This is a genomic window from Saccharomonospora sp. NB11, from assembly GCF_015910535.1.
In the GTDB taxonomy this organism is placed as follows: domain Bacteria; phylum Actinomycetota; class Actinomycetes; order Mycobacteriales; family Pseudonocardiaceae; genus Saccharomonospora.
Genome location: NZ_JACBJG010000013.1, coordinates 1 through 13,357 on the forward strand (window position 1 = coordinate 1; position 13,357 = coordinate 13,357).

Consider the following 13,357-nt stretch of genomic DNA (forward strand, 5'->3'; position numbering starts at 1 on the left):
GGCTTCGGTGGGGGCACTGGTGGAGGTCATGGCGGGGACGCTAGGGGGAGCGAGGACGGTGAGGCATCTGTCGACCGACTGGTCTGCGGTGTCGCCTCGGCGGAGTTGCCGCGGCCCTTGCCCGGCGCGAGACGTTACGCAGAGAAACCGGGCGATTCACCCTGGTAGTGGTGCCGCGACACGCAGGGTGTCCATAGCGTGAGGAGCTGGCACGAACATGTCCCGAAAGGGTGGTGATGGCCATGGGTTGCGGTTGCTGTGGATCGTGCAGCGGTCCGAGCTGCGGCTGCTGCGGGAAGTGCTGATCGGCTCCCTTCGGAGCACCTCGCGTGCCCCGCGCCGCACAACGGTGTGCGGGGTCGGGGCACGTGGCGTACGGTCGCCCGCCTGCTGTGCTGGACGTCGTCGTCCGCCGCTACAATCCAGGGCGGGCCGTTAGCTCAATCGGTAGAGCTGTGGACTTTTAATCCATAGGTTCCGGGTTCGAGCCCCGGGCGGCCCACCACAGTGCCTCCCGCGCCCACGTTCGGCCGGGTCGCCGATCGACGCGCGAGTGTCGTGTCTTCTTCTCGGCTTTCATCGCCGTGTCCGGATTCCTGCCCGTTATGGTCGATTTCTATGCCGCCAGGGAAGAGGCATGCGCGGCGGTCGGCAAGCAAATTGCTACGTCGCGAGCTTATTGCCGGACACAATCTCCCGTTACGGAAGATTGTGAACTTTAATGATTCCAAAAAAGCATCGCCGCTGTATCGAAATCGTCGAATTCGGCTCGACGGCGGTGTGTGACTCGGAGTGTCGAACTCGTGTCTTCTCCTCGGGGGCAGGCGGCCTTGTTCCCAACGCTCCCGTCGTCAGATCCCGAGACCTGTCGCAGGTCGGAGGCCATTTCACAGGCTCGAACCGTGTGGTCAGGGGCCATGAACGGTCGTGCGTGTTGTGGGATGGAACCGACGTTGCGTCGATGGTCGGACCGGTGGTCCACTGGGTGGTCTAAGCATTTGACACTCGCGTAAGAAGATCTCATATAGTTGGCCGCAAGCTGGCTGCATGGGCGACAGTTGGGGGCGGAACCGGCGCAATGTCGCCGGCTGAGAAGTCCACGAAGTCGGCTGCCGCAACCCTACGTTGGGGACTGGGGAGAGACCATGTTCTTGAGTGCCCGGGCTTGCGTGGCCCGATCGCGGAATAATCCGGTTCCCGAAAAGCGTGACACGGTCGCCGTCAGGTCTTGACGTGGTGCCCTCAGCGGAGATACGTACGCTCGGTCCGTTGCAGATCGTCGTCGACAACGAGGTCCTCGAGATCGCCGGACGGAGACAGCGAGTCATCCTCGCCATGCTCGCCTTGAGGCCGAACACCGTGGTGTCGGTCGAACAGCTCATCGACGCGGTCTGGGACACGACACCTCCGCCGACCGCACGCACCCAGGTGCAGATCTGCGTCTCCGCGCTGCGGCGGCTCTTCCGCAGCAGCGGTTGTCCCTGGAGACTGCGGACGCGCTCCGACGGCTATTTGCTGGAAGCAGCCGAGGAACAGGTCGACCATCTCCTGTTCCGGCGACAACTGGAGTCGGCACGGGCACACGAGAAGGCGGGCGAGCTCGACCGGGCCGTGCGTGAGTTGCGGGCGGCGCTTGCGCTGTGGCGGGGGCCTGCGCTCAGCGGGGTGATGAGCGACCTCGTGCAGCGGAACGCCGTCCGTCTCGACGACAGCCGGATGCGGGCGAACGTCGAGCGCATCCGCATGGAGCTGGAACTCGGCAGGCACGCGGAGGTGTGCGCGGATCTACAGCTCCTCGTCGAGGAGCATCCGCTGCACGAGGAACTGCACGGCTACCTCATGCTCGCCCTGTACCGGTGCGGTCGGCAGGCGGAGGCGCTGGAGGCGTTTCGTCGAGCGCGCACGATCCTCATCGAGAAGGTGGGTGTGGAGCCGTCCAGCGAGCTGCGCCTGCTCGAACGCGCCATCCTCAATCACGACAAGACTCTCGACCTTCCGTTCAGTGGGGCGCGCACGGCGGAGCACGCCGAACCCGGGACGGCAGAGACCGCGTTGATACCGGGCCAGTTGCCCGCCGTGCTGGCCGATTTCACGGGGCGCGAGTCGCACCTCGCCGGCATCCAGCAGTGGCTCGGGGGCGAGGCTTCCGCCCGCGGGAATTCCGGTTACCAGCCCACCCGGGTCGTCGTGATCTCCGGTCGATGCGGGGTCGGCAAGTCGAGCCTCGCCATCCGCGCCGCGCACGCGCTCGCCGACGACTACCCGGACGGCCACCTGTACGCGAACCTCCGGGAGCTCGCGCCGGAGGGCAGTTCCGCGCGAGTGATCGGTCGGTTCCTTCGAGCGCTCGGCGTCGAGGGCAGCGCGATCCCGGAGGACCCCGACGAGTGCGCTGCGGCGTTCCGTACGCGCCTGGTCGGCAAACGCCTGCTGGTGGTGCTGGACGACGCGGTCAGCGAGCAGCAGGTGCTTCCGTTGCTTCCGGGCTGCGCGACCTGCGCGGTGATCGTGACCAGCCGGACGAAACTGAGTGCGCTTCCCGGCGCGCACCGCGTCCACGTGGAGGAACTGGACGACGCGCAGTCGGTCGAGTTGCTGAGCCGGATCGTCGGCGAGGACCGGATCGAGGCCGAACGGACGGGGGCACTGCGACTGGCACGGTTGTGCGGGGGTCTGCCTCTCGCCCTGCGTATCGCCGGCGCTCGGTTGGTGGCCAAACCGCACTGGCCGGTGCGGAAGTTGGTCGGCAGGTTGAGCGACGAGGCGCGGCGGCTCGACGAGTTGACGCACGGATACCTCGAACTGCGGTCACCACTCGCGCTCACCTACGCGAGCCTCGACCCGTCCGCGCAGCGGCTGTTCCGCCTCGTCTCCCTCGTCGAGATGCACGAGTTCCCGGGCTGGGTCGCGGCGGCACTGTTGGACACCGAACTGGACGTCGCCGAGGACGTGTTGGAGCGGCTGGTCGACGAGAACGTGCTGGACGTCGTCGAGTACCCGCAGGAACGGCTCGTCCGGTACCGGATGCACGACCTGATCCGCATCTACGCCAGGGAACGGCTGCACGCCACCGAGTCGGCGGAGGACCGTGACGCTGCGGCGAGACGGCTCCTCGGGGCGTGGCTCACCCGTGCGGATCAGGCCCACCATGCCGAGTACGGCGGTGACTACACCGTCGTCAGGGGGGACGGCCAGCGGTGGGTGGCTCCCGGGGGCGAGTTGCTGGCGTTGGACGGCAGCCCGATCGCGTGGTGGGAGGGAGACAGGGTGGCTCTCACCGCGGCCGTGCGGCAGGCCGCGGCCATCGGCGCCGACGAGGTGTGCTGGGAGCTTGCGCTGCGCTCGGTCACGTTGTTCGAGTCGCGCGGGTGTTTCGACGACTGGTGGGAGACCACGACGGTCGCACTGCGGGTGGCTCGGAAGGCGGGCAACACGCGTGGCAGCGCGGCAATGCTGTACTCGCTCGGCACGCTCCATCTCTTCCGGCAGCGGCTCGACGAGGCCGAACGTCAGTTCGCCGAGGCGCTCGCGCTGTTCGAGCGATGCGGCGACTCGCACGGTATGGGTCTGGCGCTCCGCAACGCCGCCCATCTCGACTGGCTGCGCGGCGACACCACCGCGATGCTGGCGAAGTACGAGGAGGCGCTGGGCAGGCTGCGTGAGGCCGGGGACCTGATGGGTGAGGCACACGTGTTGTGCAACCTCGCCAAGTACCGACTGTCCATTGAAGACCATCGGGGTGCTCGGGAGCTGCTCGACGGGGCGTACGGGATCAGCGTGGAGACCGGTTGTGTGCGCGGGCAGGCGCAGGCGCTCTACCGCTACGCCGAGCTGCACCTGCGGGCGGGCGACCTGGACGAAGCCGAGGCCGCCCTCGACAGCACGTTGGCCCTGGTCCGGGAGGTCTGCGACCGCATCGGTGAGGTGCACGCGCTGTACGGGCTCGGCATGGTCTACACCAAACAGCAGCGGAGGGACCGCGCGGAGGAGCTGCTGCGCCGAGCGCTGTCGCTGGCCAAGCTCGTCGGGGCGGAACAGTTGGAGGAACAGATCGGCTACGGGTTGGCGGAGCTGGCCTTCGCCGGGGGAGACCTCTCGGCGGTCACGCGCTACCGGGCCGCGGTGGGCACCCGCACTCCCGACCCGGACCGTGTCCGAATCGGGAAGACGGTCGCGGAGAGCGACGCGGCGGGTGCGGACCACGGCACGGTGGGACAGCTCGGCACCCGGTGCCGGTCGGGCGGCTGAGTCGCCGCGAGGGTCGTCTGGGTGGCGCGGTGCGGTGATCTCACCGCACCGCGGGATCGGGCGTCGGTGCCGTCGGGACGTGCCCGACGCAGAACGACTCACCAGTGCATGTCGTCCGGGAAGTCGAGCAGGATCCAGTGCATGTCGGTCGGAAGGACGTGCGACGACCCGGTCACGTTGCCGGGTGCGTCGAGTGGGTTACTCCAGTGCATGTCGTCATCGTGACTGACGGTAGCCGCTGCCGCGGCCCCCGAAAGCGGGAAGAACAGCAGGCCGACACTCAGGCTGAGTGTGCACAGCGTGAGCTTCCGGCGTGAGCGCATCGCGTATTCCTCCGTAGCTGGCCGGATCACACCCGGCCGGTCGAGTCGTCCGAACACTGCGTGTCTCAACAGAACACGATCGTGCTATCGACTCGCTGTCGTCGAACTTCCATGCCGCGGCTCGCGCGCGATAGCGACTCGATAGTGGCGCGGAAGCCGTCCGGGTGACAGTTGCGCCACGAGTCTCACAACGGACCGACTGGCGTGCACAGGGAGTAATTGTTGTCACAAATGGTAACGTCCACCGGCGCGGCCGAACATCTGGCCGAAGGGCAGCGCCGGTTTCCCAGCAGTCGACTGGGTGAGGTGCGGTTGGAGAGGGTCCCGCTGGACCAGCTCGACCTCGCGGGTTCCGTGCGCGTCGCGGGCGTTGACGAGGGGCACGTCCGGACGCTGCTGGAGACGGCCGACGAACTCCCGCCCATCGTGGTGCACGAGCAGACCATGAGGGTGATCGACGGAGTGCACCGGGTGCACGCGGCACTCCGACGTGGAGCGACGAGCATCGTCGCCACCTTCTTCGACGGCACGTTGGACGCGGCCCTCGTTCTCGCCGTGGAACTGAACTCCCGTCACGGTCTGCCCCTCAGCCTCGACGACCGCAAGGCCGCCGCCGCGCGCATCCTGCTGATGAACCCCGACTGGTCGGACGTCGCGGTGGCGCGCGCGGTCGGGTTGTCCGACAAGACCGTCGCGGCGATCCGCGACCGTTCGTTCGACCTCGGAAAATCCGAAGTCGAACACCGCGTCGGCGTCGACGGGGTCTCGCGGCCGATGCGGTCGGCCGAAGGGCGCGAGCGGGCCGCCGAGTTGTTCATCAACAACCCGGGAGCCAAGTTGCGCGAGGTCGCCGCCGCGGCCGGCATCGGGTTGGCCACGGCGAAGGACGTCCGCGACCGGCTGCGTCGTGGGGCCGATCCGGTGCCGCCCGGGGTGCGCCGAGCTCAGAGCCGACGGCTCGCGGCGGTACCGCGGCAACGCGTCCCCGAGCAGGAGTCCGTCCGTACCGGCTCCGTACTGCAGGCGTTGCGGTCGGACCCCTCGCTGCGGTTCACCGAGGCGGGCCGGGCCGTCCTGAGGATGCTGGAGGTCTCCTCGCTGCGAACCGGCCAGTGGGAACAGATCGTCGACGCCGTCCCCGCGCACTGCGCGGAAGCGGTGGCGCGCGTGTCCCGCGAGTGCGCCGAGGCGTGGACGACGTTCGCGCAGCAGCTGGAAGCCAAGGCCGACACAGCACGCATGAGACGAGCGTGACCGCGGCACCGCGAGGCCACGAGCGTCGCGGTGCGCCGTCCCCGAACAGAGAGGCTGGTTGCGGATGTCAGACCTGTCAGACCGTCGTGCGAGTTCGTTAGTCGAACACTTCCGGGCCCGCTTCACCGAGCGGCCGGACGACCGGGTCTTCCGGTTCCTCGTGGACGGCGAGGGCACGCCGGTCACGATGACCAACACGGAGTTCGACACCGCGGCCAGGGCGCTCGCCGCCACGCTGCGCTCCCACACCGAGCGCGGCGAGCGGGCGCTCATCGTGTGTCCCGCAGGCCTGGACTACGTGGTCTCGTTCTTCGCCTGTCTGTACGCGGGTGTGATCGCGGTGCCGGTGTATCCGCCGAACCCGGCGCTGTTGCAGCGCACCCTGCCTCGGCTGCTCGCGATCGTGGAGGACGCGGAGCCGACCGTGCTGCTCGCGCCGAAGGCCATCACCGACATGGCCGACGCGTTCGTCGACGTCGCCCCGGCGCTGGGCAAGCTCACGTGGGTCACGGTCGACGCGGTCGATCCGGCAGTCGCCGACACGTGGGCGGCTCCGTCGTTGGGGCCGGACGACGTGGCCTTCCTCCAATACACCTCGGGGTCGACGAGCCGGCCCAAGGGCGTGTTGGTGGGACACGGCAACTTGCTGCACAACCTCGAACAGATCAACCGGCGCGTACTCGACGTCACCGGTGTCGAGGGCGAGGACCACATGGTGAGCTGGTTGCCGCCCTACCACGACATGGGGCTCATCGGCGGGTTGCTCGCGCCCGCCTTCGGCGGTTTCCCGGTGACGTTCATGTCGCCGTTCTCCTTTTTGAAACGTCCGCTGCGGTGGCTGCGTGCGGCGTCCGATCACGGCGGAACGTTCCTCGGTGGACCGAACTTCTGCTACGAGCTGTGCATCGCCAAGACGACGGAGGCCGATCGCGCGGCGCTGGATCTCAGCAGGCTTCGGGTGGCGTTCAGCGGGGCCGAACCGGTGCGGACGGAGACCCTCGACCGCTTCAGCGAAGCGTTCGCACCGTCCGGGTTCCGGCGGGAGGTCTTCGTCCCGTGTTACGGCCTTGCCGAGGCCACCCTGTGCGTGTCCACCACCGCTCCGGCGACCCCGCCGGTCGACCGCACCCTGAACGCCGACTCGCTCGCGGCGCACACCGTCGAGGACGCCGCCCCGGGCGACGCGGTGAGCAATGTGGTGGGGTGTGGGAGCTCGATCGGGGACCAGGACATCGCGATCGTGGACCCGCAGACGGCCGAACGGCTCGCCGACGGTCGCGTAGGTGAGATCTGGGTGCGTGGACCCAGCGTCGCGCAGGGGTACTGGCGTCGGCCGACCGAGACCGAGGAGACCTTCGGCGCCTGCCTCGCCGGCACCGGTGAGGGGCCGTACCTGCGCACGGGCGATCTCGGGTTCCTCGACGGGGACGAACTGTACGTCACGGGACGGATCAAGGACCTCATCATCATCCGCGGCCGGAACTACTACCCGCAGGACATCGAGAAGACCGTGGAGTCGGTGGACTCCCTGCTGCGTTCCGGTTGCTGTATCGCGGGCGCGCGCGAGCGGGACGGCGAACAACGGTTGATCGTCGTGCAGGAGGTCACGCGGACGCCGTCCGAGGACGAGGCGCGGCGCGTGATCGAGCTGATCCGGAACGAGGTCGCGCGGGACCACGCCCTCCAGGTCCACGACGTCGCCCTCATCGGCCGGGGCAGCATCCCCAAGACGTCGAGCGGCAAGCTCCAGCGGCGCGCCTGCCTCGACGCCTTCGCCGAGCGGACCCTGCCGATCGTCGCCGAGTGGTCGGTGGACGGTCCGGGAACGTCGGCCTGACGCGGTCAGGACAGCGGAGCGCGATGCGACCACAGCCAACGGACGTCTCGGCCGAACGACGCGGTCAGCGCCACCAGCGAAACCCCGGTGAGCGCGATCGCGAGGCCGGTGGGGAGGAGCTGCGCGCTCACGACGACCAGCAGTACTCCCTGCACGGAACCGACGACCTTGCGCGGCCGGCTCGGCGGCAACGGGGCCGCGAGCCAGGGCACCACGACGGCCGCGGCGACGAAGACGTACCGCATGAGACCGATGCCGAGTGCCCACGGGGCGTCGAGCAGCCCCGCGACGTACACGGAGAGCACGAGGGTGAGGAACGCGTCCGCCTCGACATCGAAGCGGGCTCCGAGGTCGGACGTCGTTCCGGTCCGGCGGGCCAAGCGGCCGTCCACCCAGTCGAGCGCGAGGGCGACGGACGCCAACGTGGCCAGCAATGCGGTGGGCGCCGAGCCGCCGTGGCCGTCGGCGACGAGGACCGCGACCCCACCCGCGAGCGCCGCTCGGGTCAGGGTCACGCGGTTGGCCCAGCCGAGTTCTCGCAGCGGGGACCGGCGGAAGGCGCGGGTGAGCAGGGTCAGGCCGAGCGCACCACAGCCGACGCCGACGGCCCAGCCGAGCGGCTCGATCCCCACCCCCGCGGCGAGGGCTGCGAGGAACGCGCCGTAGGCGAGGGCGGCGATCGCGGGTTCGCGCAGTGTGGTCCACGCGGTCGGTTCGGTGGTCGTCACGTCGAAGTCCTCCTGCTCGGCGAACGTGCGAAAGACGGTGGAACGGCGTGCGCGGACGGAAAGGGACGGAACGGATGGCGGTCGAGACTCGCGCATTCTGGCTGACCGAGCCGGGACGGGGCGAGATTCGCGACGTCGAACTGCCCGAACGCGGACCGGGCGACGTGCTGGTACGAACCCGGTACTCCGCGGTCAGCGCGGGGACGGAATCACTCGTGTTCCGAGGAGGCGTTCCCCGCAATCAGCACGAGGTGATGCGGGCTCCCTTCCAGGAGGGGAACTTCCCGGGGCCCGTGAAGTACGGCTACCTCAACGTCGGGGTCGTCGAGCAGGGACCGGCGGAGCTGGTGGGGCGAGACGTCTTCTGCCTGTATCCACATCAGACTGCCTACGTCGTGCCGGCCGACGCGGTGGTCCCGGTTCCCGAGTCGGTCCCGGCGGCCAGGGCGGTGCTCGCGGGCACGGTCGAGACGGCGGTGAATGCGTTGTGGGACGCGGCGCCGATGATCGGCGACCGCATCGCCGTGGTGGGCGCCGGGATGGTGGGTTGCTGCGTGGCCCGGTTGCTCGCCCGGATGCCCGGGACGCGGGTGTGTCTGGTCGACGTCGACCAGACGCGGGCGGAGATCGCCGCCTCGCTGGGCGTGCGGTTCGCCTCACCGGAGGCCGCGGAGGGCGACTGCGATCTCGTGATTCACGCGAGCGCCTCGGAGGCGGGGCTGGCGCGGTCGCTGGAGCTGCTCGCGCCCGAGGGAGTCGTGGTGGAACTGAGCTGGTACGGCGACCGGGTGGTGAGACTGCCGTTGGGGGAACGGTTCCACTCGCAGCGACTGACCATCCGCAGCAGCCAGGTGGGCACGGTGTCGCCCGCCCGCGCGCGGTACGGGTACGCGCAGCGGCTCGCACTCGCGCTCGACCTGCTCGCCGACGACGGCTTCGACGCGCTGATCAGCGGATCGACGCCGTTCGACGAGCTGCCAGCCTTCCTGGCGCGGTTGGCGGCGAACGAGGTCTCCGCGCTGTGCCAACGAATCGACTACGAGACATCGAACTGAGCAGGAGGCGACGTGTTCGCTATCACCGTCCGCGACCGCATGATGATCGCTCACAGTTTCCGGGGCGAGATCTTCGGTCCGGCGCAACGACTCCACGGCGCGACCTACGTCGTCGACGCGACGTTCCGGCGCACGGAGCTGGACGACGACGGACTCGTCGTCGACATCGGACTCGCGACGAAGAACCTCAACGAGGTGCTCGCCGAGCTGAACTACCGCAACCTCGACGACGAGCCCGCTTTCGCCGGGGTCAACACCTCGACGGAGTACCTCGCGAAGCACGTCGCCGACCGGCTCGTCGAGCGGGTCCACTCGGGTGCGCTCGGGCCGGGCGCACCCGGGCTGACCGGCATCGCCGTGACCCTGCGGGAGTCCGACGTCGCGTGGGCGAGTTACGAGCGCGAGGTGTGAGTCCGTGTCCGACACGACACCGGCGTCGAGGAGTGGCGCGTCGTGAGCACCGGGTCCGAGCTCTACGCCGTGTTGCCCGCCACCGTCGACGACCCGAGGGTGCCGAGCGGCGGCAACGTCTACGACCGTCGCGTGTGCACCGGCCTGGCGGGTCTGGGGTGGCGGGTCCACGAAGTGCTGGTCGGTGGTGACTGGCCCTACCCCAGCCCACGTTGCCGAACTGCGCTGGCCGAGGCACTGGCCGCCGTGCCCACCGGGGCACTCGTCCTCGCCGACGGGCTCGTCGTCTGCGGCGTCCCGGAGGTCGTGCTTCCCGAGGCGCGACGGTTGAGATTCGTGGTGCTGGTGCATCTGCCGCTCGCGGACGAGGTCGGCGGCCACGAGTTGCCGCTGGCCGAGCTCGACGCGAAGGAACGTGCCACTCTGCGGGCCGCCCGCGCCGTGGTGGTGACCGGCCTGCACACGGCGGCCAGGGTCGTGCACCGCCACGGGATCGCCGATCGCCTGGTCCACGTGGTTTCACCGGGCACGGCTCCCGCCCCGCTGGCGACGGGGACGGACGGGGCCACTCGGCTGTTGTGCGTCGCGTCGGTGACCCCGCGCAAGGGACACGACGTGCTCGTGCGGGCGCTCGCCGAGCTGGCCGACGAGCCGTGGACGCTGGACTGCGTCGGGCCGGTGCCGTCGAGCGAGTACGTGGAGCAACTCCGGTGCGACCTCGACGAGTACGGCCTCGCGGGCCGGGTCCGCCTCCTCGGGCCTCGGGTCGGTGCACCGCTGGCCACGCTGTACTCCCTCGCCGACCTCGTCGTGCTGCCCTCGCGTGAGGAGCCGTACGGGATGGTGATCACCGAGGCGCTCGCACGTGGTGTCCCGGTGCTCGCGACCCGGGTCGGTGGGATTCCCGAGGCTCTTGGGCGGGCCGAGGACGGGACGCGACCGGGCCTGCTGGTGCCGCCCGACGATCCGGTCGCTCTCGCGGACGCGCTGCGGGACTGGTTCGCCGACCCCGAGCGTCGATCCGTGCTGCGCTCGGCAGCGCGAGAACGGCGTGGCATGCTGCCGTCATGGGAGTGGACGACGCGACGAATGGAGACGGTCCTTCATGGACTGAAGCGCGGCCGGTGAGCCTGTCCTTCGAACCGGACTGGCTGCGGCTGCGGGAGCGGGCGGACGCGACCGCGCGCTCGACCGAACTCGTCGCGTCGCTTCGCCACCGGCTGACCGCGCCGGTCGTGGTCGCGGACCTCGGCTGCGGGACGGGTTCCGCGGCCCGGTGGCTCGCGCCGCAGCTTCCCGGTCCCCAGCACTGGGTGCTGTACGATCGGGACGCTCGGCTGCTCGCCCTCGCCGAGGCGGAGCTGCCTGCTCCGCACACGTGCCGGACCCACGTCGGAGACCTGGCGTCGCTGCGTGCCGACGACCTCGACGGCGTCGGCCTCGTCACCGCGTCGGCGCTGCTGGACCTGCTGGACCGAGCCACCGTCGACGGCCTCGTCGAGGCGTGTGTCGGCGCGGGTTGCCCTGCCCTGTTCACGCTGTCGGTCACCGGGAACGTCCAGCTGTGGCCCGCGCACCCACTCGACGCCGCGGTGCGGGCCGCGTTCAACGACCACCAACGCCGGGAGGGTGCGCTCGGCCCGGACGCCTCCGCCACGACCGCCGCGGCCTTCCGGCGTCGTGGCGCCGCCGTGACGGTTCGATCGAGCCCGTGGCGGCTGGGTGCCGACGACCGGGCACTGGTCGAGCAGTGGCTTCGCGGGTGGGTCGAGGCCGCCTTCGAGCAGCGGCCCGACCCGGCGTTCACCGACTATCTGGCCCGCAGGCTCGACGAGTGCGCCGCGGGCGCGCTGCGCGTCGAGGTCGGGCACGAGGATTTGCTGGCGGTGCCCGCCGACGCGTAGGCGGGGCGGACGTACTCGGAGCAGAGGTCCCGGCCGAGCGGGAACTGGCGGGTCGGTGCGCCGAGCGCCGTCGTCGACACTCCCGGCACACCGCCGCCGAGGCGGTCGGGGGTCGTCGTGACGAACAGCCGGTGCAGCGCGCCGGACTCGAGGAAGCGCGAGACGGTGACGCCGCCCCCTTCGATCAGGACCCGTGCGAGGCCCCGCTCCGCCAACGCGGCGAGCAGGGCACTCGGGTCGAGCGCGCCGGTGCCGGGCAGGCGCAGGAGCTCCACGCCGTCGGTCGGTGGCGGAGTCCGTCGGTCGGCGACCACGAGGGTCGGGGCGCGGCCGTCGGTGAACATCGTGCGGTCCCGGGGAACGCGCCCTGAGCGATCGATGACGACGCGGACGGGGTCGGTGCCGGCGCAGGCCCGCACGGTCAGGCGGGGGTCGTCGACCACCGCGGTGCGGGCTCCCACCACGACGGCGTCGGCGAGTGCGCGCAGTCGGTGCAGGTGCAGCCGGTCCTCCTCGCCGGTGACGTACACGGCGTGTCGGGTGTGGGGAGCGATGAAGCCGTCCGCGCTCTGCCCGAGCTGGGCGAAGGCGCACGGGGTGTCCTCGACGCAGAGCGGGGTGTACCGCTGGGCCAGGGTCGTGGCCTCCGCCGTGGCGGGTTCGGACCAACGCCAGTCTTCGTCGTGGACGAGACCGGCGCGCGCGGCGTCCGCCGCGTTCCGGACACCGAGGAGACGATTCCAGGCGTGATCGGCGTCGAGCATGCCGACACCGTATCGGTGGTGTGTCGGCAGGAATCGTCATCAAGATATTTCACCCGTTCGGATCACCATGGTGAGGTGTTCGTACGAGATCGCTCGCGCGAATGCGCACTAGGTGCCAATTGCTGTGGCATTCTTGATCACGGACCGAAACGGCGTACGGGAACGGTGGCTCTGGTGACGAATCAGGAGACTCTGCAGGAACAGCGTCGGCATTCGCTGGTCGAATCGGTGGTGGATGCTCCGATGCCCACGCGCCACGGCATGTTCCGAGCCATCGGTTACGCGGGTCGGGCGGGAACACCGGAACAAATCGCGTTGGTCCACGGCGATCCGTCCGGCGACGACGTGCTCGTCCGGGTCCACTCGGAATGCCTGACAGGGGAGGCGTTCGGCTCCATCCACTGCGAGTGCGGCGAGCAGCTCGACAGCGCCCTCCGCGCCATCGTGGCCGAGGGGGCCGGGGTGGTGACCTACCTGCGGGGACACGAGGGCCGCGGTATCGGTCTGCTCCCGAAGCTCAAGGCCATGCGACTGCAGGAGACCGGGCTCGACACCGTCGAGGCCAACCTGGCGCTCGGACTTCCGGTCGACGCCCGCGACTACCGGGTGGCCGCCGAAATCCTGCGCGATCTCGGGATCACGTCGGTGCGGCTGCTGTCGAACAATCCCGAAAAGGTGTCGGAGCTGGAGCGGCACGGTATTCGGGTGTCCGAGCGCGTCCCGTTGCTGGTTCCCGTGAATTCCTCAAACGTGCGTTATCTGCGTGCCAAGCGCGAGCGGCTCGACCACCTGCTCCCGCAGCTCGACGAAGTGCCGCACGAAACGGCCTGAGC

Annotated in this window: 10 protein-coding genes and 1 tRNA gene; 9 read left to right on the plus strand and 2 right to left on the minus strand. The window is 69.8% G+C overall.

Going from position 1 to position 13,357, the window contains the following annotated elements:
- Positions 1 to 429 precede the first annotated feature (429 nt).
- The 4 genes from JAV51_RS17750 (at position 430) to JAV51_RS17765 (ending at position 7,662) form a co-directional block, all read left to right on the plus strand.
- Positions 430 to 505, plus strand: a tRNA-Lys gene (locus tag JAV51_RS17750).
- Between the two features lie 764 nt (positions 506 to 1,269).
- Entirely contained in the window at positions 1,270 to 4,248 is a 2,979-nt protein-coding gene (locus JAV51_RS17755; RefSeq protein ID WP_197321871.1) for an AfsR/SARP family transcriptional regulator, read from the plus strand.
- 554 nt (positions 4,249 to 4,802) lie between these two features.
- Positions 4,803 to 5,825, plus strand: coding sequence for a ParB/RepB/Spo0J family partition protein (locus JAV51_RS17760; RefSeq protein WP_197321872.1), 1,023 nt, complete (start codon positions 4,803 to 4,805; stop codon positions 5,823 to 5,825).
- Positions 5,826 to 5,889: 64 nt separating this feature from the next.
- The gene (locus JAV51_RS17765; RefSeq protein ID WP_197321873.1) at positions 5,890 to 7,662 is read left to right on the plus strand and encodes a fatty acyl-AMP ligase; all 1,773 of its coding nucleotides are present in this window, start codon (positions 5,890 to 5,892) and stop codon (positions 7,660 to 7,662) included.
- Between the two features lie 5 nt (positions 7,663 to 7,667).
- Here JAV51_RS17765 and JAV51_RS17770 read toward each other — a convergent pair whose 3' ends face one another.
- A complete protein-coding gene (locus tag JAV51_RS17770; protein ID WP_307845920.1) occupies positions 7,668 to 8,390 on the minus strand; it encodes a CDP-alcohol phosphatidyltransferase family protein in 723 nt (240 codons plus the stop codon).
- A 74-nt stretch (positions 8,391 to 8,464) separates the two neighbouring features.
- On the opposite strand from JAV51_RS17770, the gene JAV51_RS17775 reads away from it, so the two are divergent.
- From JAV51_RS17775 to JAV51_RS17790, 4 genes are read left to right on the plus strand one after another with little or no spacing between them, the layout of a single operon-like run.
- A complete protein-coding gene (locus JAV51_RS17775) occupies positions 8,465 to 9,445 on the plus strand; it encodes a zinc-binding alcohol dehydrogenase (RefSeq protein WP_197321875.1) in 981 nt (326 codons plus the stop codon).
- Between the two features lie 12 nt (positions 9,446 to 9,457).
- Positions 9,458 to 9,856: a 6-carboxytetrahydropterin synthase gene (locus tag JAV51_RS17780; RefSeq protein WP_197321876.1), complete on the plus strand. Its 399-nt coding sequence runs from the start codon at positions 9,458 to 9,460 to the stop codon at positions 9,854 to 9,856.
- Positions 9,857 to 9,898: 42 nt separating this feature from the next.
- Positions 9,899 to 10,984 carry a glycosyltransferase family 4 protein gene (locus JAV51_RS17785; RefSeq protein WP_197321877.1) on the plus strand — a complete coding sequence of 362 codons (1,086 nt, stop codon included), beginning with the start codon at positions 9,899 to 9,901 and terminating at the stop codon, positions 10,982 to 10,984.
- Positions 10,981 to 11,760 (plus strand): class I SAM-dependent methyltransferase, encoded by a 780-nt coding sequence (locus tag JAV51_RS17790; RefSeq protein WP_307845921.1) that lies wholly within the window; start codon positions 10,981 to 10,983, stop codon positions 11,758 to 11,760. The genes JAV51_RS17785 and JAV51_RS17790 overlap by 4 nt, the downstream gene beginning before the upstream one ends.
- Here the strand turns inward: JAV51_RS17790 and JAV51_RS17795 are convergent.
- Positions 11,667 to 12,524 (minus strand): RibD family protein, encoded by an 858-nt coding sequence (locus tag JAV51_RS17795; RefSeq protein ID WP_197321879.1) that lies wholly within the window; start codon positions 12,522 to 12,524, stop codon positions 11,667 to 11,669. The two genes, JAV51_RS17790 and JAV51_RS17795, sit on opposite strands and share 94 nt — an antisense overlap.
- Here JAV51_RS17795 and ribA point away from each other — a divergent pair.
- Positions 12,507 to 13,355 (plus strand): GTP cyclohydrolase II, encoded by an 849-nt coding sequence (gene ribA / locus JAV51_RS17800; RefSeq protein WP_307845922.1) that lies wholly within the window; start codon positions 12,507 to 12,509, stop codon positions 13,353 to 13,355. The two genes, JAV51_RS17795 and ribA, sit on opposite strands and share 18 nt — an antisense overlap.
- Positions 13,356 to 13,357: the final 2 nt, after the last annotated feature.

Excerpts from the sequence above, each read along its gene's own strand:
- JAV51_RS17775 (WP_197321875.1), top strand. The coding sequence starts at position 8,465 with ATGGCGGTCGAGACTCGCGCATTCTGGCTGACCGAGCCGGGACGGGGC.
- JAV51_RS17765 (WP_197321873.1), top strand. The coding sequence starts at position 5,890 with ATGTCAGACCTGTCAGACCGTCGTGCGAGTTCGTTAGTCGAACACTTC.
- JAV51_RS17795 (WP_197321879.1), bottom strand. The coding sequence starts at position 12,524 with ATGCTCGACGCCGATCACGCCTGGAATCGTCTCCTCGGTGTCCGGAAC.
- JAV51_RS17760 (WP_197321872.1), top strand. The coding sequence starts at position 4,803 with ATGGTAACGTCCACCGGCGCGGCCGAACATCTGGCCGAAGGGCAGCGC.